Origin of the sequence: Paenibacillus sp. FSL L8-0494 (assembly GCF_038003695.1) — a bacterium.
GTDB classification, from domain to species: domain Bacteria; phylum Bacillota; class Bacilli; order Paenibacillales; family Paenibacillaceae; genus Paenibacillus_AQ; species Paenibacillus_AQ odorifer.
In genome coordinates this window covers 3014650-3035053 of sequence record NZ_JBBOPQ010000001.1, presented here as the reverse complement: position 1 = coordinate 3035053, position 20404 = coordinate 3014650, and the positions used below count along the sequence as shown (strand labels likewise).

Here is a 20404-nt window from a genome sequence, read left to right as displayed (position 1 = left end):
TCAAGTCAGCCCCCAAGCTGTTTTGTTCCTAAACTAGCGCAGAAAAGCCACTCTATGGGCGGTACGATGGACGGCTTGCCCCTAATCCTCTAGCTCGTCCAGCTTCGCTTCCAGTTCAGCCAGCTTACGATTTGATTGTTCCAATATTTCCTGAAGCTCTGCAGCTTCTGCTCGTTTTATTTCTTTTTTAACGGTTTCAATCTGCTGTTCCAAATAGAGAATATCGGCTTCATTTCCTGAGTTGTTCCAAATCTGTGAGTAAGTCATAGTCAGCCTCCGTTTATCTGTGTCCACGATTCAATCATAACCCGCATTCCACTTCTTCAGATTAATCGATGCTACTCTTAGCGTCTAGCTAATCAACAAAAATCAATGAGCCGATTACTTTCCTATATTCAACACCCTCTACTTTATAAGCAAAACAAAGAAGCAGCGAGTTACTTCACTGCTTCTTTGTTGAATCTTACTTCTCTCATTCAAAACGGTCATTAAACTTCACGTCAAGGGTTAACCTGAGATCTCATTTATTTAGCCAGCAGTTTAGGGAACTCATCCAGCAGCATGCTGCTGGTCAGCATATCGTCATAATTCCATTTGGTCTCCACAAAAGTAACTTTTCCGCTCTTTACAGCAGGGAGCGAGCTCCACAACGCAGTTTTCATTAACTCATTAAAGGAATTTTCCGCATCAGCATTGGCCGGATAAATGACAAACAAATGGTCACCAATAAGCATCTTATGCATTAGCTCAGGGGAGACCTCAATATAGGGCGCGCCTTCTGCCGGCTCGATTTCCTTCACTGCCTCGGACATTTTGTAGCCCTGCGGCTGATACAGCAGTGCAGGAATGCCACCAGTTTTCATCAAATACATTGTCTTGTTCCAATAATAAATCAGCACTACCGCTGTTTCTCCTTCGGCAAGTTTGCCTTCCTGACGCAATCCGCTCCACATATTCTCGACCTTGCGATTATATTCGGACAACAGTTGCTCTGCTTCAGCCTTTTTACCCACTATCTCACCAATGACAGGCAGACGCTCAGACAAGGGTTTACTCTGGTCAAATACAACAGTAGGTGATATTTTGGACACTTCTTCATATTGTTTGTCCATCACATAACCTAGCATAGTTAAATCCGGTTCCAGATCCAAAACAAGTTCCAGATTTGTAGGAAATCCGATATCCTGTGCCGGGGTTGTCTCCTTGTCCAAATAGACTGATTCTTCAATAAACCGGCGGTCGACACCGACCGGCTGAATCCCGAGTGCCAGCAGGTCTCCGATCGAATTACCCTGCAGCACAATCCGCTGTGGACGCTCTGGAATATCAACCTCATGCCCCTGACTGTCTTTATATACTCTTGTAGATTTTGAATTGGTGGCTGAGTCCGGTGGACTTGTCTCTGTTTGCACAGAGGATACCGGACTAGGGCCAGCATTCGCAGAATTAACAGGACTGTTCCCTGAAGAGCAAGCACTAAGCATTAAAACCAGACATAACAGCATCGCTGCTCCCATTGACATTTTTGTATTTCTAACCATCAGTAAATCCCCTTTTCCTCTATATTGATAATGATTATCATGATCATTAACAATATAACTTGGCTCAGCCCATCCTGCATTAGACAATCTTAGCCTGATTTTAGGACGATCTGATCCTTTGGCAGAGTCTTGGGCCAATGACTTAAAATTACCCGGAGTCACACCGGTTGTTTTCTTGAAAATACGGATGAAATAGGACAGGTCCGTGTACCCCACTCCGGCGGCAACCTCCTGCAATGATGCATCGGTATTTAGCAGCAGTTCCTGCGCCTTATCTATTCGCGTCCGAATAAGAAAATCAATCAGACTGGTACCCGTCTTGCTTTTGAACTGCTTCGCCACATAGGTCACACTATAATTAAGCTGCTCTGCAATAGAGGATAAGGTAATAGGCTGACTGTAATATTCCCGTATGTATCGAACGGCTTGCTCCACCAGATCCGGCTTGACGGGATAGACTCCATATGCCTGTCTCTGCCGCTCAACTTCGTAGACAAATTGATAAAGCATTGCTTTGATCTGAATCCGTTCAAGTGAACTTGAGTCCAGCCATTTTCGGTGCATCTCCTTTACTTGAGACAGTAAAACCACTGGAGCATCCGGAGCAAATTCATATTGTTTTTGAAAAGGACTGTTTCTTTCAAAAAGTCTACGTACACCTGATCCGGACGTTAGCGAAAGCGAAGCTTTATAGAAAATAAAATAAAACTCCATTTCCTCCCTGACCCAATCAATATCCAGTTGCCCTCCCTTTCCGCTGTGTAGGATATGAAAACGTTCTGCAGCATGTTTATTTCCATTGAGCCGAAAACCTGCGTTGCCGCGAACCATATATAAAAAACCTGCAGCGGGGAACCTATAGGAGGTCAGCTTGTCGCCGGCCTTAAACCACATATGGCGAATATCAACCAGCCGGATATGTGCATAATCCCAGAGCATCAAATTATCATCAGTATTTAAAATCTTTACTCGCCTCCTTCCTATCGGAAGTATAATTGATAATCATTATCAACCGCAAGAGCTGGAAGCAATATACAAACAAGAAGTCCGAAAAAAGCAGTTAAGCATCATCTAAAAAAATAACAATTCGCCTCTAATCGGTAACTTCAATGTGCCAAGTCAACAGACTAATTGTTAAGATCTCCCTCGCCCCCCACCATCTTGAAATCCCGCACCAGTCAAGGGTTTATCCTGTGCGTTATCCATTTTAATTTAATTTTTTTATTCTCAAAATTACTATTTCGAAAATCTCACTATCTTCCGATATGTTCTTATGAGCTATTTGCTCAGAGACAACTTGGGGGAGATGGTAGCATGTTAAAACAACTAAAAAAAAGGCGGTTCGGTTCATCAAGCATAGCAAATACTTTGTCCATTGTACTTTTAGTTATTATTGTTGTCGTCTTCTCAATCTTGGGAACCTTTATGTTTTCCAGCACTCGCAGCATACTTGTGAAACAACAAGAATCTATGCTTCAGACCAAAACACAGGCACTTGTCAGTCAATTTGATGCACTATTTAAGGAAAAGGGTTCACTGGTCAAGCAAATGTCAACGAATAACTTATTCAAACAATACATCGAAACCACCAAATCTCCAGAAATGGCCAAGACTTCACCGCATGCCGCTGAAGTAGCAAAGACACTAGCTGCCATTGTAAAGGTGGAACCCACTTTTGCAGATGCATGGATTGCTAGTACTGCCGGCAAAGGTTTTTACATCCTCAACAATGGGACGACATCAGATGCTGCTTTTAACATTAAAGAACGGCCGTATTATAAGCCAGCAATCGAAGCAGACGGCCTATACTACTCCGATCCTTATATTGACATCACTACAGGCGATATGCTGATGGGTATTTTTTATCCGATAAAAAATGACAACAATACATTAATCGGTTTTGTCGCGGTTGATATAGCGTCTAAAAATATCCCTGAGATAATGGAAAGCTATAAGCTAGGCAGCACTGGTTATTCCATTCTCGCCTCCAAAACAGGTGATATTCTGTATCACCCAGACCAGTCTAAGGTCACAAAGGAAAAGATTAATGAGCTGCCAGGTGATCTTGGGGGGATCGGCAAGAAAATGATCGCTGGTGAATCCGGCGTACATCTGATTAATGACAACGGAGAACGCCGTTACATCGGCTATGCCACAAGTAAAGATACCGGCTGGTCCGTAGGTTTAACTATTTCAGAGCGTGAAGTGCTCTCCGAATTAAAAAAGTTCACCTGGATTACTATTGGCGGGTTTGTTGCAGCGGCGATTCTGCTCGTTCTATTTTCGTATATCACACTCCGTTATCTACTCAGATCCATACCGAAGCTGCTCACCAAAATCAAACGGGTGGAAAATGGGGATTTGACTGTTCAATTTGATGCCTATTCCAACAACGAAATTGGACAGATCTCCAACGGAATATTCAACATGGTCCAGAAAATTCAAGGGATGCTTCAAATAGTGGGTACCTCCGCTCAGGTATTAAACCAGTCCTCAAAAGATCTTCAATCCATTTCTTCCCGTACAGCTATAACGATGAACGATACAGCAACGGCCATTAATGAGATTGCGAATGCGACCAACTACCAGTCGATTGAAACGGATACGATTTTGCAAAAAACCGGATCATTATCTGGTCAAATTGACGAAATCGCAAATGATGCCATAGCCATAGAGACGATGGTGCAGGCTTCTGCCGACCAGAGCGAACTGGGGTTAGGTGTATTGAATCAGTTATCGAAATGGGCAGAAGAAAATCACAACTCCACTCATTCGATATCGTCTGCCATTCATGATATTGATCAAAGCCGTCATGAAATTTCAAGTATCGTGGACACGGTACATCAAATCGCTACGCAAACCAATCTGCTGGCGCTAAATGCTTCCATTGAAGCAGCACGTGCGGGAGAACAGGGGCGCGGATTTGCCGTTGTTGCCGGAGAGGTTCGCAAGTTGGCGGAGCAGACCGCACAGGCCACACAGGAGATTGGCAGAAAGGTTCATGAAATCGAGGAAAAAACTAGAGCATCCGTGGAATACACAGCCCAAGGACTTGAAATTGCCGAAGAAAATGCAAAATCCGTGGAGGCTACGAAACAGGTATTCTTTAGCATCAACAGCGATTTGGAGGCTTTGAGATTACGTATGATTCAAATCAGCAGCAACACCTCCAAAGTCCATAAGCACAAAGATGAAATCCTACAGGCACTCGAAATCATTTCTTCAACTACAGAAGAGAATTCCGCTTCGACGGAAGAAGTTAGCGCAAGCACGCAGGAACAATTGGACAGCATTGAACAGGTTGCCGAGCTATCCCAGCAGCTCAACCAGTTGTCCAAAAAGCTTCAGGACGAATTAAACCAGTTCCAGGTCGAATAGCCCTCTAGTCATCCGTAAGTTACGCAGTCATGAGACTATCCTCCCTTCTAGAAAAATTAAGCAGCCAGTGCATGCCGATAATCCATCGGCGCGCACTGGCTGCTTTTAGTTTCAATTCGCTAGTAATGGTCTCTTCAATCGTACGGTACAGACCTATGATAATTAACTATTTATACGGGTCAGGAATTTCCTCCCACTGACCAGTAAAGACATCTACTTTAATCGTGAATTCCCTGCTTCCTTGCCTAACATCACTGAACAAATAACCATCCCCGATAAACCCTGAAATCCAGTCCGTACCTGTTGGCTTGAAACCCTCTGTATCAAAGATAGGTTGGAGTAACTTATACAGTTCCTTCTGGTATTCTGTACCGTTAGAGATATCCCACAGATCTATCGCTTCTCGGTTTACAAGACTTCTCAGTGGACTGCCAGAAGTTACGTCATGAACCGTTCCGGTAAGCGGATTAATTTTGTAGCTGTTGCCTTCCCCTTCGCCATTCAGTGGATCTATATCCACCCTATATTGATCTCCGTCTTTGCTAAAGGTCCAACCGCTTGCCGGAAGCTGTTTTTCCATCATGGACTTGATGTCCTGTTCACTGAGCGGTGGAGATATAAACGAACCATAGTACATCTGTGCGCTCTCAATGGTCAGATTCTTCCCGTAAACGGCAATAACTTCGAGCGGAAACTCAGACATAGAGGCTGCACCAGCCAAGTGGGCTATAATTTGGTCATCTATCAGCTCGTATGAAACTATTGAGCCAAATCCGACCTTCTCTCCCCAAGCTCCCTCAGTGTAATCATATACTTTGGTCAAATGCTTTCCGTCCAGTTCAGCAGATACATAGGTATGGTTATTTCGGTGTGTAATGGAGGATTTCAGCCTCTGATTCAACGTTTCGATCGGATCTTCGACCACAAGCTCTTCCAAGGTAACAGGCTGGAGCACATGAATCTCACTCATAGAAAGTCCGGTACCTGTGCCGGTCGTAATGCGTATGAAGATTTCTTTAGTCCCATCCCCGTTCACATCTGCTTCTTCAATCAATGGAGGCCGAGTTTCATCTTCCCCGGCATTCCACAAGAACGTACGGCTTACTTCACCACGCACATCTACCGTGACTTTATGCAAAAGTGCATTCTCCCCAGTGGGATTAGCAGATACCGTGATTCCGTTTTTTTCCGCCAATAGAGTGCCTTTAACGCTGGAAGCCGTGCTCTCTTTATCCTGCGCTTCTGCCCGAAAAGTAGCAGGAGCGCTCTTTGCCGGGGCTGATGCAGAATTCAGCTTTGCCCCTGTCAGGGTACAGCCACTTAAGACCATAATTACAGCTAGGCCCAGCAGTGAGTTTTTTGCCGTAAATTTTTTGTGTCTGGTAATCATGATAATCCTTCTTTCCATTTCCTTTTTACTGCTCGAAATGCCAGCTGTACCTGCCAACCGGATCGGGTCGGGTAAGGTTTCTAACAATTTGAGAAGTGTCAGGGCATAACTTCTGTGGCACGCTGGTTCAAGATGCTTCAAGGCCAGAGCATCACAGGCAACCTCTTGATCCTCTTTCATTTGGCGTACGGCATACCACAACAGAGGATTAAACCAATGCATGGCCAGCAGCAGACCTGTCAGCAGATTTAGCAAAATATCACGGCGCTTCACATGCGCCAGCTCATGAAGGAATATATGACGGAGCCCGTTCGTCTCCAGAGTGTGTAAAGTAGAGGTGGGCAGCAGCAACTTGGGCCGTATAACGCCAAGTAGTGTCGGTACGGCAATCTGCTTCGTCTCGATCAGCTTGACTGGGCGCCGTACCTGCATCTCCTGCTGACAGGTTCGGAACAACCGTTGGATTTCTAAGGAATGAATCTCTGGTTCCCTTCGAACCCGTGCGGTAAATCGCAGTTGTGCTCGAACCGACAAGCCCAGTACCACCGCGGCTCCGCCAAGCCACGCCAAAACCAGTAAATGTAGAGGCTCCCACCCTGAATCGGTCGCCCTGGTAGAACTGTCTATTTGCGGATTGACTTGTGCCACATCATCCGATGCCGATGCTCCCGGCAAAGGTCCAGTTTCTGCAATTCCAGTAACTGACGCTGCTTCCTCTTCCTCTCCGGTCAACCCGGGCATATAAGTAAAGCCGATTTCCGACTGTACTGACGGAAAAATGGTACTCTGCGCCGCTTCTTTCTCCAGCGGCAACAGATTAAAAATACTAAATGTGCTTTCTGGTGCCCAAGGTATTGCCAGCCTCACGATCAGTGGTATCCACAGAAGATACGTCCAGGTAGGTTTTAGACGATCCTTGAACAGGAACCGGGTCAATAAGATCAGCAGAGCCAGCACGCTCGCCATGGCAGACAGCGACAATACCTTGACGAACAGATTGTATGCAGCTTCCAGCAAGCGGCTCAGTCCTTTCGTTCATCCAAAATTCTCTTCAATTCTTCAATATCTTCCCGGGACAACTTTTCATCCTGCAAAAAATTGACCAACATCGGGCGCAGAGTTCCACCGTAGATCCGCTTCAGAAAGGATCGTGTCTCCGATTGGACACATTCCTCTTCCCTCACCAGCGGATAATATGAATACACCCTACCTGTCTGGTTATAACCAATAGCCTGCTTCTCTGTCAGACGCTTAATCAACGTCCGTACCGTCTTTGGGTTCCAGTCCCTGCTGCCTTCTAGTGCTTCAACAATCTCACCTGCAGTGCGCGGGGCACTTGCCCACAGCACCTTCATCACTTCCCACTCGGCATCCGAAATCCTTGGAGTTTCCTTAGACATAATACTATCCACCATTCTTTCCTGGCATGACTACATTTGTAATCCAATATCCAAAATATACAAGTCAGCTTCGTTTATGTCAACCCCAAACTCCCTGTTCACACACGGTATATGGACAATGTACACGTAGATTCATGGTCACGTACATTAATAGCAATAATACGGCTTATTAGTCAAAGATGACTTCAATGAGGTGGAACCTATGCCTATAAAAACAGGTAATCAATACATCGAACGAATCGACCGGCAAAAGATCAATATCTGGTACAGAGGAACACGTATTGAAGGTCCTTTATCCAAACACCCTGCCTTTCAGGGTCTCATACAAACACAAGCTGAAATGTATAACATGCAGTGTGATGAACGTTATTTGGCGCAGATGACCTATCCTTCACCTGATACTGGAGATCCTGTTGGTTTATCTTTTCTTCCACCCAAAAATGCTGAAGATTTAGAACGCCGGAGAAAAATGATTGAACTCTGGTCCAATAGACATCATGGATTTTTAGGACGCTCCCCCGATTATATGAATACAGCCATTATGTCTCTCTTCACAGCTGCTGATATCCTTGAGGACCTTAATCCGAAATATGCTGAGAACCTCAGAAAATACTATGCCTACTGTCGTGATTATGACATTACCTTATCCCATGCCTTCATCCAGCCTCAAGCCAGCAAAATATCCGGCCAGATTGATGCTACAGAGGATTCTATCGCTGCTAAAGTCGTAGAAATCAATGATGAGGGGATGATTGTTACCGGTGCTTTTATGATGGCAACACAGGGAGCTACCTGCGATGAAATGCTTGTATTCCCGACTCCCTCACCCTCACTTGTGGATGATGATAATCCCTTTGCGTTTGCCTTTGCGGTGCCTAATGATCTGCCTGGAATGACTTTTTTTTGCCGTGAAAGCTACGCTGCCTCATCTACTTACGACCATCCGTTAAGTTCAAGATATGAAGAAATGGATACCCTTGTTATCTTTGACCGTGTACTTATCCCTCATGATCGTATATTTTATTATGGCGATGAGATGTACTGTTCCCGATTATTCGGCGAGAGTAACTTTCATACGCATATGGCCCACCAAATTGTCACCCGCTATATTGCAAAAACCGAGTTTTTTCTTGGTATGCTAGAGTCTTTGGCTGAAGAACAAAACGCTGTCCTTGAATCCTACACGATTTTGCCTATTTCCAGAATATTAACCTATTTAGAAACTTTCAAAGCCTTAAGACTTGCAGCGGAAATAGGGGCTTCGCTCGACAAATTTGGATATCTCGTTCCAGACAAGGGACCACTATTGGCTTCAACCATTCACTTTTCAGAGTTTTATCCAGAAATGGTTGAAATGGTTCAAAACCTCAGTTCAAGCGGTCTCATCATGATCCCCTCTGAAGCCGACTTTACATCAAGCGCTGGTTCTTATCTTTATGAATATTTGAAGGGGAATGTCTCGGATGCATGGTATCGAAATGCCTTATTCCGGCTGGCGTGGGAACTAGGAGCGGGTGCATTCGGAGGTCGTCAAACCCAGTTCGAGCGGTTATTTTTCGGCAACTCCCAAACGGTGGCCTGGCGTATGTACAACAGCTATGATAATCACGAATATTTCCGTCAAATCGTTCACGATTTTATTGCCCCCGATACCCCCTTGCCTAAGTCAACAACGGATGGAATTTCCAATTAATAAAGAGTTGCAAAGGCTTATAATGATGTGTTTTAGGATTGATTAAGAGACTGCTTTCGTTCTCTTTCAGTCCTTTTTGAGCTCTATTCACAATCAAAATTATGAAGAACTAGATGCTTTTTCATACCTTCACTGGACAATTCTGTAATAAGTTGTTTATAGTTTATTAGCATTAGGAAGTGATTTGCTAGCTTAGGAGGGAACAATGAACTATGGGCCATATCATAGTCGTAGAAGATGAACGTGCAATCAGTGACTTAATTACTATGAATCTAAAATTAGTCGGACATACCTATAGCAAGGCTTATCGCGGGCTGGAGGTTATTGAACTGCTGGAACGTGAAAAGGCCGATTTAATTCTGCTCGATATAATGCTGCCCGAACTGGATGGTTTTGAGATCATGCAGCGGATTGCTCACTTACAAATTCCGGTGATTCTAATCACCGCTAAAGATTCACTGGCTGATCGCATCAAGGGCTTTGAGCTGGGCGCCGATGATTATATCATTAAACCTTTTGAAATCCTTGAATTGTTGGCAAGAATCAATGTGGTGTTACGCAGGAGCGAAAAAGGCACTTCCAATTTTCTTTGTGAAAACGTTGAGGTACGTTATCTTGAGAGGCTTGTCATGGTGGATCAACTACCCGTAGATTTAACCGCTAGGGAATTTGAGCTTCTTGAAGTCCTTATCCGCAACAGAAACATTGCTTTATCAAGGGAAAAGTTGCTGGAATTAGCCTGGGGCTATGATTTTGAAGGAGATACCCGTACCGTAGATGTCCACATCAGGCAGCTGCGCAAAAAACTAGGCTGGGAAGAACGAATTAAAACCGTATTTAAGCTTGGTTACCGCTTGGAAGTTCAGGTCTAGTATGAGATTCTGGCATAAAATTCTGCTGTCAGTCCTCGCCTTCTTCATCGTCGCCCTAGATGTGAGTGTAATAATGATTATGAAAAAAAGCTGGCAGCTGAACATGGACAGCGAAATGCAGCGTGCTTCAAGCGAACAGCTATTAATTGCAAACAACATTTATGAAAATCTTGAATCGATTCAGACCCGTGGGGCCACACTTACCTCTACTTTAATCTCCAGCGTGGCTCAATCCTATGGTGAATTTTATCATAAGCAGGGAATCGGACTACAGCTCTGGGAGAATGACCAGCTGGTTTATCCGAATGCCGGAGTCCCATCCGTCTCAACGCCGGAATCACATTCTATTCAACTCTCTACTGAGCTCCCTGCTCCCTATCAAGCTTTGACGATCGTTTATCAACGTGATATCAGTGACCTGTATGCTAAGCAGCATGAGCTGAACCGTTTTTTTGTAATGATTAACTGGATTATCGGTCCAATTCTGCTCCTATTACTCTACTTGCTGATCCGGCAGTTGACCAAACCACTTAAACAGCTTTCAAAGACTACAAAAACGATCGCTGAAGGCAAATATACTGAGCGTGTGCAGTTGCGCAGTAAAGATGAATTTGGTGAGTTAGCCCTGAACTTTAACCGAATGGCAAACGCAGTGGAACAGCACGTGATCGAACTGTCTAATATGGCCGATGAAAAGCAGAGAATGGTCGATAACCTCGCCCACGAACTGCGCACACCTTTAACCAGTATGCAGGGATTTGCTGAATTTCTGACTTCCGCAAATATAGGCCAGGAAGAACAGCAGATGGCAGGTCAATATATCCTTAGTGAAACCTTACGCCTGAAGAATTTAGCCTTCAAACTGCTGGATTTGTCCGTCCTACGGCATCATCCTCTGACTCTGAAACAAGTAGACATATCAGATTTGTTCAAATCGGTTAAACAGATTGTGCAGCTTAAATTGGACGAAGCAGGCATCAAACTAGAAATGGATTATTCGATCCCTGCGGTTTGGGGTGATCATGATCTGCTAGCTTCCTTCTTGGTTAACCTTGTCGAAAATTCCATTCATGCATCTCCGCAAGGGAGCACCATCCGCTTGCTTGCCTATGCATTGCAAAATGAAGCCATATTGGAAGTATGTGATTCGGGATTTGGGATGACCCCGGAACAGAGCGCGCGTGTTTTTGAACCCTTTTATCGAGGTGAAAAATCGCGCACACGCGAATACGGGGGTGCGGGTCTTGGTTTATCTTTATGCAAGCAAATCGCAGATGCACATCAAGCCAGAATTTCACTGAATTCTACTTTAGGTCAAGGAACAAGTATCCGCATCTTTTTACAACTCCATAACATCTGTTCACCTACTCTATAACATCTATAGTTTAAGGTTAGGATGATTCAGCATCATCCGAAGCAAATGGAGGTTATTCAAGTGAATAACAAAAAATTCCCCACTGCTTTAGCTGTACTCCTGTTCTCGGGGAGTCTGCTAATCGTCAGTGCAGTCATTCAAAACACCACCCATTTAGCTTTAACCAGCATCAAAACCCCAGGGGTGAAGTTGGAAGCACCCACGCGGGTGTCCACAGAGAATGACGATCTACAACCGCAGACGAGCCCTAAAGAAATACAACAAATTAACAATTTCATAGACATGGCTGGTAATGAGACTTCTGTATCCAAACGGAACACTGTTACACCGCCTGCTGTAGGGCATTTGAGTCAAAGCGATACCGTTGCTCTCGCTGCTTCAAGCGTTCGCAAATTATTCGAAGTGGACATGGGAAAGCTGCAGATGCGGGTTATTCTGAGTGATACCCGAACCTCGCTGCCGTGGACATGGGCTGTACATTTCAGTCCATATAACGCCAAGACCCTAGAAGGGCAAGGTAAGGAATTCTGGGAATACGATGTACTAATTGATCCCATAAACGGTATGGTAGTGAATACGACCGCGATTAATAATTCTCTGAAAAGAACACCAATTAGCCCTTCTGCTGCCAGCGCCATCTATAAAGATGCTAGTTGGATCAATACGGCCATTACTATCCTTACAGATAAACAAAAAGAAAGCCGAAAAATTGTTACAGCAACACTAATCAACACTGAAACCAATGATAAACGCGGCATGGTCGCTGTTCAGATGATGCTGGAAGATGGCAGCAGCTACACGGCAGAAATGCGTTATCCTGATCAAAGTCTGCGCTGCCTTACCTACGAGACTGCTCAAGTAGTGAAATAAATCAAAAATAGAATCAGCTCTTCACTAATCCTACTTTTATGTCGATAATTTATAATACATGGAAAAGTATGGAGGAGCATATGAACACTAATCGCAGAACCGAACCTTTTCGATATACCCTTAAAGAACCTGTAACATTTGATCTTCATATTCTTACTATTAACGGCATCCAGGTTCCTTCCAAGCCTGTAAGGGCTGTATTGTTCGACATCAGTCGATCGGGTTGCCACTTATCGTTACCCCTCAATATCAACCCAGAAAATAACCTAGTACGCATTGGCATGGAAATGAATCTTACGGATGAATCTATGTACATAGAAGGAATATTGAAATGGAACAAAGAACAACAAGGCAGTTTCCACTACGGCATTCAGTTGGACATCCCTGAGAATGACGGTGAACGACTCCCAAGGGTACTTCGCATACTTGCTGGAGAAGGCAAAATATTAGTTCGTTAAGATAACAAAAAAAGAGTAGTTTTAATCTAAAAAAGCAACAACCCCGCGTTTTCATGCAGGGTTGTTGCTTTTTAGCTATTGCGATCCAAACTTATTGTTGTAATCCGAAATTACAGACTAACATTTCCTGAATTTTATTCTTGAGGCACATCCCGTTCAGGGGATGCTGCTACAGCTTTTTCTTTCTCCAGTACCTCTCTTAAATCATCCTGAATTCTGCGATTCCATAAGGGAACCCCTGAGCGATAAGCAGCTCTACCTGTCAAATGCGCAGATAAAGGTGAGGTCATAAATACAAAGACAATCCCCAGTAGCAGCTTAGCACTTATATGATCTAGAAAAAATGCAAAATATAGAAAGGCCCCGCTCAGAACACATAAAACACCAAGGGTTGCACTTTTAGCAGCGGCATGCGATCTCAGATAAACATCAGGCAGCCGAATCAGTCCATAAGCACTTACAGCACTAAGCAATGCCCCCATCAGAATTAACAAAGCAAACAGCAATTCACCGACTGTCTTGATCGTTTCCATGTTCTAGCACCACTCCCCTTTCGATGTATCTGGCAAATGCCGTCGTGCCGATAAAGGAAAGAATGCCTATTAACAAAATAATTTCGATAAAAGCCTGCGTTCGGAGTAAAACAGAAAGAACGGCTACCATGGCTAACAGATTAATTCCAATCGTATCCAGTGCTGCTACCCGGTCAGGCAAAGAAGGTCCCTTCAACAAACGCCAGGCGCATACACCAATCGCCAGCGCCATAATCGTAAGCGAGAGCATAAGAATAAAATGGATCATTAACGGGTCACCTCCAATATCGCACGCTCAAAGGTGTCACGGATATTCGCTCTGAACTGTGCGGGATCATCAACATCCATGGCATGAATATACAAAGTCCGGTTATCATCCGATACTTCAAGTACCACAGATCCGGGAGTAAGGCAGAGCAATGTGATCAAAGTAGCCACTTCCCAATCCGATTTCAGCTCTGTAGTATATTTCAAGATTGCTGGACGTATATTAAGCTCCGGTCTCAGAACGGCTTTTACCACTACATAACTTGAAACGACCAGTTCCCGCAGCAGCAAAAGGATTAGCTTAATAATTGCCCACACTTTTCCTAGATATAATCTGGGCCAAAAACGTCGCATTCCGAGCAAAATGAGGATACCGATCAAGAAACCAATGACGAAACGTGGCCCAGTCCAGTCATTGTGCAGGAACATCCACAGGAATGCTATCATGAAATTCAATAATAGTTGAAAAGCCATAGTATCACTCCTTCATGACAGCGTTAATGTATAGTGCTGGATCAGCCAGTACGGCTCCGGCTTGACTCACAAAACCGTTTACCGTCTCCGCACCTACACCCATCAGAATTACAATCACGAACAGAACAGCCGCCGGTGCCATCATGGCTTTATAATGAAGCGGTTTGACTTGTTCTTCCCTTTTCTCGCCACCCCAGAATACTTGCTGGAATACCTTGATCAAGGAATATAACACTACAAAGCTGGATGCAAGTGCAATCAGCGCCAGAGCCACGTGATTCTCTCCAAATCCACTACGCACCATCATCACTTTTCCAGCGAAACCACTAAGGGGTGGAACACCAACCAATGCCAAAGTCAGTACAAAAAACATCCAGCCGGTCCACGGATAACGTCGGATCAAACCACCCATTTCTTTTAATCGGTCGGTGCCCGAAGCTGAGATAATCATCCCACCCAGGAAAAATAATAATGCTTTGGCAACCATGTCATGCATTAAATAAAACACTACACCATTTAACGAATCCTGAGTCGCGACAGAGATCCCAAAAGCAATAAATCCTACACTGATGATGATATTATAATTAAATATTCGGCCCAGATCGTTGTAAGCCAATGCCCCGATTGCCCCAAGTATCATTGTCGCCCCCGCCATCCAGGCAATCAATGTATGGGTGAGTCCCGGTTCTTGAATAAAAATCAAAGTAAAGGTACGTGTAATTGCATACAATCCGACCTTGGTTAACAAAGCCCCAAACAGGGCTCTAACAGCCAATGGCGGTGCACTATAGGAATCGGGAAGCCAGAAAAAGAGCAGCAAACCTGCCTTAATCGAAAATACAATTAGCAGCAGGACCGCAATGACGTTCATTACACCGCCTTGTCCCGCCTCTGCTACACGCATAGATAAATGCGCCATATTCAGTGTGCCTGTCGCAGCATATAAATAAGCAATCGTCGCCACAAACAAGGAAGAGGAAATCACATTAATTAATACATACTTTAATGTCTCTCGCAGTTGACCCTTGGACCCACCAAGTACGATCAAAGCGTAAGAAGCAACTAACAGCACCTCAAAGCAGACAAACAAGTTAAACAGGTCCCCGGTGAGGAAAGAGCCAAAAACCCCGGTTAATAAAAAATGGAAAAACGGGTAGTAATAAAACCGTTCTCTGTCTTCCCCAATGCTAGCGAAGGAAAAAAACAGACAAGCTGCACCAACAATGGCCGCTGTCAACACGAGCAATGCCGAAAACATATCGGCAACAAACACAATGCCATAAGGTGGACGCCATCCCCCCATATATAAGGTCTGGATACCGTTTGTATTTACCTGATACACAATGAATCCTGCAACAAAGATATTTAAAAACACACTGACGGCACTTATGATTCGTTGCAGACGTACTCGTTCTTTCAGAAAAATGAGTATAACTGCCGTAATGGCCGGAATCAGCAGAGGCAGCACTAACAAGTTGTTCATCGTCTCTCCTCCTTGGTTCCTTCCACATCATCGGTACCCGTCGAGCGGTAAGTCCGGTATGCCAAAACAATAAAAAATGCTGTTACTCCAAAGCTAATTACAATAGAGGTCAAAATGAGCGCCTGCGGCAAAGGATCGACATAAGCTTCCGCTTCCTCACCCAGCAATGGTGCAGCACCTGTCTTGAGGCCAGACATTGTCAGTAACAACAAATGAACGCCGTGCGTTATTAAAGTGGTTCCCAGAAGGATACGCAGCAAGCTTTTGGAAAGAACTAGATAAACACCTACGGAAAACAGTACACCGATCGCCAGGGCAATAATAAGCTCCATTAGCTATCCCTCCCGATCGTAAATATGATATTCATAGTGACACCAATAACAGCTAAGAAAACACCGAGATCAAAGAACATTGCTGTGGTCAGTTCTGTTTTGCCCATAAGTGGCAGTTGGAAATAGCCAAACGCTTGGCTCAGAAAAGGTACATCGAATAAAAACGAACCTATTCCTGTAAGAAAAGCTACAGATACCCCTATCGCGATTAACTTACGGTAGTCGATAGGCAATACCTTCTCAACCATATCAATCCCAAAAGTAATGGCGAGCAGTACCAATGCGGCTGATGCCATCAATGCTCCAATAAATCCGCCTCCCGGATTATTATGTCCGGCGAAAAACAGATAAAGCGAAAATATTAGTATCATAACGAAGGCTACTTTAGCTACCGCTTGTAGTAACACATCATCACTTACAGAAGAACGTGGTTTATTATCCTTCACAGCCCGCTTCAGTGGGGCAATAGTTCCATCCGTATCCAACTGCAGTTTGATCATGGAATAAATAGCAAGTGAGGCAAGGCCAAGCACTGTAATTTCAAACATGGTATCAAAGCCGCGGAAATCAACGAGCAGAACATTAACAATATTTTTACCGCCACCCAAGGTATAGCTATTCTCCACATAATATTTCGAGATGGATTCGAACGGACTACTGCCTAAAGCAGCAAGTGCAACCAATGTCATGGTTATTCCCATCCCGATGGAAATAATTAGCTTAGGCAAGCGGGACCGAAGTTTGAACGGTTCTTTCTCCAGCTTAGGCAAATGCCGAAAACATAGCAGGAACAATGTAACGGATACTACTTCGACAATCATCTGCGTAAGCGCCAGATCAGGTGCCCGGAACAGAACAAAGAGTAAAGTAACCATATAACCAACCATTCCTGTTAACAAAATGGCTGTGATTCTGGAACGTACAAATGGGATAGCCAAAGCGCCCACAAGCATAACCATAACAACAATAACTTCAAACAACGAAAACGGAGCATATTCAGTTGTCCCAAGCGTAATTCCATCGGTATACCACACGGCTCCACCAATGGCTACGATCAGGAAAGCGAAGATATACATCAAGTAATGGCGCATGGAACCTGTCATATAGGTGCCAGTCAACGCCCTAGACGATTTCTCGACCAGCCGGATTACTCCGTCATAGACTTGATTTAAAGTGTAGCCACTGCCCCATTCTTTATCGACCAGACTCCAGCGGCCATAGATTCGGTATACAATAATACCAAGAATCACAACACCAAGTGTCATCCATATTTCTGGTGTAAAGCCGTGCCAGAAATGAATATTCACAACAAAGGGTTCTCCGGTCTGCAAGATTGGGTGAATAGCATTCATTGCAGGGATAATAAGTGTATTGGATAATATATTCGGGAAAAAACCGATAAATATAGACAGCACTGCTAGCAGGCACGGGGCAAGCAGAAGTCCAAATGGGGCTTCATGCGGTTTTTTGTCCAGCTTCTCAGGCTGATATTTTCCGAAAAAGGTGTGAAAAACCAAAATCATACTGTATGCAAAAGTAAACACGCTGGCAATCCAGGCCAAAACCGGGAAGAGCGTAAACAACGAGGGAACAGACAATATATCCAGGTTTCGGATATTCAGAACAGCTGTAAAAAACATTTCTTTACTTAAAAACCCGGAAAATGGCGGCAAACCAGCCATCGAGAAACTGCCGATCATCGCTACCGTAAAGGTAACCGGCATAATGGAAATCAGTCCGCCCAACTTCCGCAGGTCGCGGGTACCCGTCTCATGGTCAACTATACCGACCATCATAAACAAAGAGCCTTTAAAGATGGCATGGTTAATAAGGTGAAAGATAGCCGCTGTTGTTGCAGCAGTGTAAAAGACTGAATCTCCCCCTACATAAAATGCCGCTGCCGATCCCATTCCCAGCAATCCCATAATCAGTCCAAGTTGACTAATCGTTGAATAGGCTAATAGAGCCTTCAGGTCCGTCTGCTTCATCGCCTGGATAGAGCCATAAATCAAGGTGATCAAACCGACGCCTGACACAACCCAGAACCACTCATATTGCCCCGCAAAAACAGGGCTGAAACGGGCGACAAGATACAATCCAGCTTTAACCATCGTTGCCGAGTGAAGATAGGCGCTAACGGGTGTAGGTGCCTCCATGGCATCTGGCAGCCAGATATGAAACGGGAACTGCGCTGATTTGGTGAAGGCGCCTAAAAGAATTAGTAGCATCGCCGGAATAAATAAAGCATGCCCGCTAATATCGCCAACCTCACTCCAAATTTCCCGGATACTAAAGGTGCCTGTCATTACATAAAGCATTAAAAAGCCGGCAAACATCGCTAAACCACCAAATACGGTAATCAACATAGATTTGAGAGCACCATACCGCGATTTTTGCCGCCGATGCCAAAAGGCAATTAACAGAAATGACGAAACACTTGTTAATTCCCAAAAGCCGTATAACACCATCAAGTTATCCGAGAGCACAACGCCAAGCATCGCCCCCATAAACAACATTAGATAAATATAAAAAGAGGTTAACGCTTCTTTTCGCCGGTCAAGATAATAAATTGAATAGATAATTACAAGACTACCCATCCCAGTGATTAGCAAAGCAAACAACAAACTTAATCCATCCAGATGGAAAACCAAATCAATTCCTAGTGAAGGAATCCATGAAATGGTTTCATATCCCAAATCTCCACCCTTAATAACGGGAATCCGGGTTAAGAAATAAACAAACAAAACGAGTGAACCAGGGAAAACAAGCCATCCTCTATGAAGGTTGGGTGCTCTCTTGGACAAAAGTGCGATTACTAAGGCCATTAGAAACGGAACAAGTATGATTACATGCAGCAAAGGCAGTCCTCCTTTTCCACTTGAGCTTATCAAGTTGTGAACTTTAGTACTTACTTTTTCACCAAAAGCCAAAGATCATATGATTGGTAGGGCCTTATATACAAGGCCCCAATGTTGATAAGGGCAAGCCCGATTATAAAGAATCGGTCAATGTGCCATCACAAATATGCAGATATCTAGCCTTTCCATCTTCCTGCTCAATTCTGAATAAACCGTTCTCAAATTCTGTGTGTAGTTCGTGAAAGAACTTTCCCTTAAGCGAATACTCTCCCTGAGGTTCATCACTGAGCTGATATTCAGCCCCGTTTTTGACCAGGTAGGCGATAACGCCTTCCTCATGGGTTTCTTCCAACCCGGCGCGCATCCGCTGCACAGCCACGACATGCAGATCCATCATTTTCATTTTACCAATGAGTTCATTGATGAAATTACGTTTGGTAAGCTCCTGCCACCGAGTTTGAGCAGATTGTCCAATGACGATCTGTGTAACCTCATTCTCTTCAGCAACTTCTACAATAATATCTGTTGTTTTTCGGCCTTCACGTTTCCGAATGATAAACTCTGCGCCAGCTTCATCGGCAAGACGTTTCCAGACCGTCATATACATTTCTTTGCTCTGATTATATTCATCAATATCCGAACTATCGACATTTAATACAAACAATGGCGCCCCTATAATTTCAGATAGTTGGACACCACGCCGGATTAAACGCTCCCCATGCGGACCATAATGAACACAAACCATAATCTTTTCATTGTGTATGACCTTCACCCTCCTGTAACATGGCCAAGAAATACAAAAGGAGCCCACTGGCGTTAGGCCCCTTGCGTATTACTAAAACCCGATAAGTTATACTTAATTATATCTATTCCTATGTTTTTTGTAAAGTTTGATGGTTATCATGGAACATATTTCTTTTTAATGCTTGTATCATGCCCTTCTTTTGCAGGTGTCATTCAATGCATTTTATACATTCCTTTACAGGAATATTCCTGTCATGGTATATTAAAATTAATATTACAAACAGGAAATAACAAAAAGGAGGCGCTATAGAGCCGTTTAACCATGGTGCGTCATAATAGAGCGAATGAATTTAATGAATCGAAGTGATCCTCGTTTATGAATACTAACGTTATGAGTGCCTTAGCTGAGCCCCACCGCATGCAGATCGTTGAACTATTACGGGTTAATCCCTTAACCGTTGGGGAGATTGCAGAAAGTCTTCAGCTACGGCAGCCTCAAGCGTCCAAGCATTTGCGCGTCCTTAGTGAAGCGGGCTTAATTGAAGTTCAAGCTGTTGCTAACAAGCGCATTTGCAAGCTACGTCCTGATCCATTTAAGGAAATAGACGATTGGTTAGACTCCTACCGCCATATATGGGAAGAACGATATGATCGACTGGATGATTATTTGCAAAAGCTACAGAGCAATGAAAACAATAAAAAATCATAGTCTCAGGCTGAAATTGGCAGGAAGCAA

18 protein-coding genes are annotated in these 20404 nt (G+C 44.1%); 7 read left to right on the top strand and 11 right to left on the bottom strand.

The genetic code is table 11. The features are described 5' to 3' along the window. Window positions 1-81 precede the first annotated feature (81 nt). Both NYE35_RS13620 and NYE35_RS13615 read right to left on the bottom strand, forming a co-directional pair. Complete coding sequence (locus tag NYE35_RS13620) at window positions 82-267, bottom strand: hypothetical protein (protein ID WP_036686420.1); 186 nt, start codon at window positions 265-267, stop codon at window positions 82-84. Between the two features lie 257 nt (window positions 268-524). Then, window positions 525-2480, bottom strand: coding sequence for an AraC family transcriptional regulator (locus tag NYE35_RS13615; protein WP_341121238.1), 1956 nt, complete (start codon window positions 2478-2480; stop codon window positions 525-527). A gap of 375 nt (window positions 2481-2855) precedes the next feature. Between NYE35_RS13615 and NYE35_RS13610 the strand changes: the two genes are divergently transcribed. Next, window positions 2856-4919 (top strand): methyl-accepting chemotaxis protein, encoded by a 2064-nt coding sequence (locus NYE35_RS13610; RefSeq protein ID WP_036686418.1) that lies wholly within the window; start codon window positions 2856-2858, stop codon window positions 4917-4919. A 166-nt stretch (window positions 4920-5085) separates the two neighbouring features. Here NYE35_RS13610 and NYE35_RS13605 read toward each other — a convergent pair whose 3' ends face one another. Both NYE35_RS13605 and NYE35_RS13600 read right to left on the bottom strand, forming a co-directional pair. Continuing rightward, on the bottom strand, window positions 5086-7326 hold the full coding sequence (locus NYE35_RS13605; RefSeq protein ID WP_341121236.1) for a M56 family metallopeptidase: 2241 nt from the start codon (window positions 7324-7326) through the stop codon (window positions 5086-5088). A gap of 5 nt (window positions 7327-7331) precedes the next feature. Further along, window positions 7332-7709: a BlaI/MecI/CopY family transcriptional regulator gene (locus NYE35_RS13600; protein ID WP_036686415.1), complete on the bottom strand. Its 378-nt coding sequence runs from the start codon at window positions 7707-7709 to the stop codon at window positions 7332-7334. A 202-nt stretch (window positions 7710-7911) separates the two neighbouring features. Between NYE35_RS13600 and NYE35_RS13595 the strand changes: the two genes are divergently transcribed. From NYE35_RS13595 to NYE35_RS13575, 5 genes are all read left to right on the top strand, one after another. Then, the gene (locus tag NYE35_RS13595; RefSeq protein WP_076104282.1) at window positions 7912-9402 is read left to right on the top strand and encodes a 4-hydroxyphenylacetate 3-hydroxylase family protein; all 1491 of its coding nucleotides are present in this window, start codon (window positions 7912-7914) and stop codon (window positions 9400-9402) included. A 212-nt stretch (window positions 9403-9614) separates the two neighbouring features. Beyond that, a complete protein-coding gene (locus tag NYE35_RS13590) occupies window positions 9615-10274 on the top strand; it encodes a response regulator transcription factor (RefSeq protein WP_036686413.1) in 660 nt (219 codons plus the stop codon). 73 nt (window positions 10275-10347) lie between these two features. Next, a complete protein-coding gene (locus tag NYE35_RS13585; RefSeq protein WP_256715451.1) occupies window positions 10348-11649 on the top strand; it encodes a sensor histidine kinase in 1302 nt (433 codons plus the stop codon). A 60-nt stretch (window positions 11650-11709) separates the two neighbouring features. After that, a complete protein-coding gene (locus tag NYE35_RS13580; RefSeq protein ID WP_076297743.1) occupies window positions 11710-12519 on the top strand; it encodes a hypothetical protein in 810 nt (269 codons plus the stop codon). A gap of 80 nt (window positions 12520-12599) precedes the next feature. After that, window positions 12600-12977 (top strand): PilZ domain-containing protein, encoded by a 378-nt coding sequence (locus tag NYE35_RS13575; protein ID WP_036686410.1) that lies wholly within the window; start codon window positions 12600-12602, stop codon window positions 12975-12977. A gap of 134 nt (window positions 12978-13111) precedes the next feature. Here the strand turns inward: NYE35_RS13575 and mnhG are convergent, their stop codons facing one another. From mnhG to NYE35_RS13540, 7 genes are all read right to left on the bottom strand, one after another. After that, window positions 13112-13510, bottom strand: coding sequence for a monovalent cation/H(+) antiporter subunit G (mnhG, locus tag NYE35_RS13570; protein ID WP_036686408.1), 399 nt, complete (start codon window positions 13508-13510; stop codon window positions 13112-13114). Continuing rightward, on the bottom strand, window positions 13485-13778 hold the full coding sequence (locus tag NYE35_RS13565) for a Na(+)/H(+) antiporter subunit F1 (protein ID WP_036686407.1): 294 nt from the start codon (window positions 13776-13778) through the stop codon (window positions 13485-13487). Before NYE35_RS13565 ends, mnhG begins: the two co-directional genes overlap by 26 nt. Continuing rightward, window positions 13778-14251, bottom strand: a complete 474-nt coding sequence (locus NYE35_RS13560; protein ID WP_076101747.1) for a Na+/H+ antiporter subunit E — start codon at window positions 14249-14251, stop codon at window positions 13778-13780. Before NYE35_RS13560 ends, NYE35_RS13565 begins: the two co-directional genes overlap by 1 nt. A 4-nt stretch (window positions 14252-14255) precedes the next feature. Continuing rightward, window positions 14256-15734: a Na+/H+ antiporter subunit D gene (locus tag NYE35_RS13555; protein WP_076101745.1), complete on the bottom strand. Its 1479-nt coding sequence runs from the start codon at window positions 15732-15734 to the stop codon at window positions 14256-14258. After that, on the bottom strand, window positions 15731-16066 hold the full coding sequence (locus NYE35_RS13550; protein ID WP_036686402.1) for a Na(+)/H(+) antiporter subunit C: 336 nt from the start codon (window positions 16064-16066) through the stop codon (window positions 15731-15733). The genes NYE35_RS13555 and NYE35_RS13550 overlap by 4 nt, the downstream gene beginning before the upstream one ends. Continuing rightward, complete coding sequence (locus NYE35_RS13545; protein ID WP_341122461.1) at window positions 16066-18930, bottom strand: Na+/H+ antiporter subunit A; 2865 nt, start codon at window positions 18928-18930, stop codon at window positions 16066-16068. The genes NYE35_RS13550 and NYE35_RS13545 overlap by 1 nt, the downstream gene beginning before the upstream one ends. 127 nt (window positions 18931-19057) lie before the next feature. Beyond that, on the bottom strand, window positions 19058-19696 hold the full coding sequence (locus NYE35_RS13540; protein WP_232061321.1) for a universal stress protein: 639 nt from the start codon (window positions 19694-19696) through the stop codon (window positions 19058-19060). 348 nt (window positions 19697-20044) lie between these two features. Here NYE35_RS13540 and NYE35_RS13535 point away from each other — a divergent pair, with 348 nt between their 5' ends. After that, window positions 20045-20377, top strand: a complete 333-nt coding sequence (locus tag NYE35_RS13535; RefSeq protein ID WP_036686399.1) for an ArsR/SmtB family transcription factor — start codon at window positions 20045-20047, stop codon at window positions 20375-20377. Window positions 20378-20404 lie beyond the last annotated feature (27 nt).

Excerpts from the sequence above, each read along its gene's own strand:
- NYE35_RS13610 (WP_036686418.1), top strand. The coding sequence starts at position 2,856 with ATGTTAAAACAACTAAAAAAAAGGCGGTTCGGTTCATCAAGCATAGCA.
- NYE35_RS13555 (WP_076101745.1), bottom strand. The coding sequence starts at position 15,734 with ATGAACAACTTGTTAGTGCTGCCTCTGCTGATTCCGGCCATTACGGCA.
- NYE35_RS13550 (WP_036686402.1), bottom strand. The coding sequence starts at position 16,066 with ATGGAGCTTATTATTGCCCTGGCGATCGGTGTACTGTTTTCCGTAGGT.
- NYE35_RS13590 (WP_036686413.1), top strand. The coding sequence starts at position 9,615 with ATGGGCCATATCATAGTCGTAGAAGATGAACGTGCAATCAGTGACTTA.
- NYE35_RS13560 (WP_076101747.1), bottom strand. The coding sequence starts at position 14,251 with ATGGCTTTTCAACTATTATTGAATTTCATGATAGCATTCCTGTGGATG.
- NYE35_RS13615 (WP_341121238.1), bottom strand. The coding sequence starts at position 2,480 with ATGCTCTGGGATTATGCACATATCCGGCTGGTTGATATTCGCCATATG.
- NYE35_RS13585 (WP_256715451.1), top strand. The coding sequence starts at position 10,348 with ATGATTATGAAAAAAAGCTGGCAGCTGAACATGGACAGCGAAATGCAG.
- NYE35_RS13600 (WP_036686415.1), bottom strand. The coding sequence starts at position 7,709 with ATGTCTAAGGAAACTCCAAGGATTTCGGATGCCGAGTGGGAAGTGATG.
- NYE35_RS13535 (WP_036686399.1), top strand. The coding sequence starts at position 20,045 with ATGAATACTAACGTTATGAGTGCCTTAGCTGAGCCCCACCGCATGCAG.
- mnhG (WP_036686408.1), bottom strand. The coding sequence starts at position 13,510 with ATGGAAACGATCAAGACAGTCGGTGAATTGCTGTTTGCTTTGTTAATT.
- NYE35_RS13595 (WP_076104282.1), top strand. The coding sequence starts at position 7,912 with ATGCCTATAAAAACAGGTAATCAATACATCGAACGAATCGACCGGCAA.
- NYE35_RS13575 (WP_036686410.1), top strand. The coding sequence starts at position 12,600 with ATGAACACTAATCGCAGAACCGAACCTTTTCGATATACCCTTAAAGAA.
- NYE35_RS13620 (WP_036686420.1), bottom strand. The coding sequence starts at position 267 with ATGACTTACTCACAGATTTGGAACAACTCAGGAAATGAAGCCGATATT.
- NYE35_RS13565 (WP_036686407.1), bottom strand. The coding sequence starts at position 13,778 with ATGATCCATTTTATTCTTATGCTCTCGCTTACGATTATGGCGCTGGCG.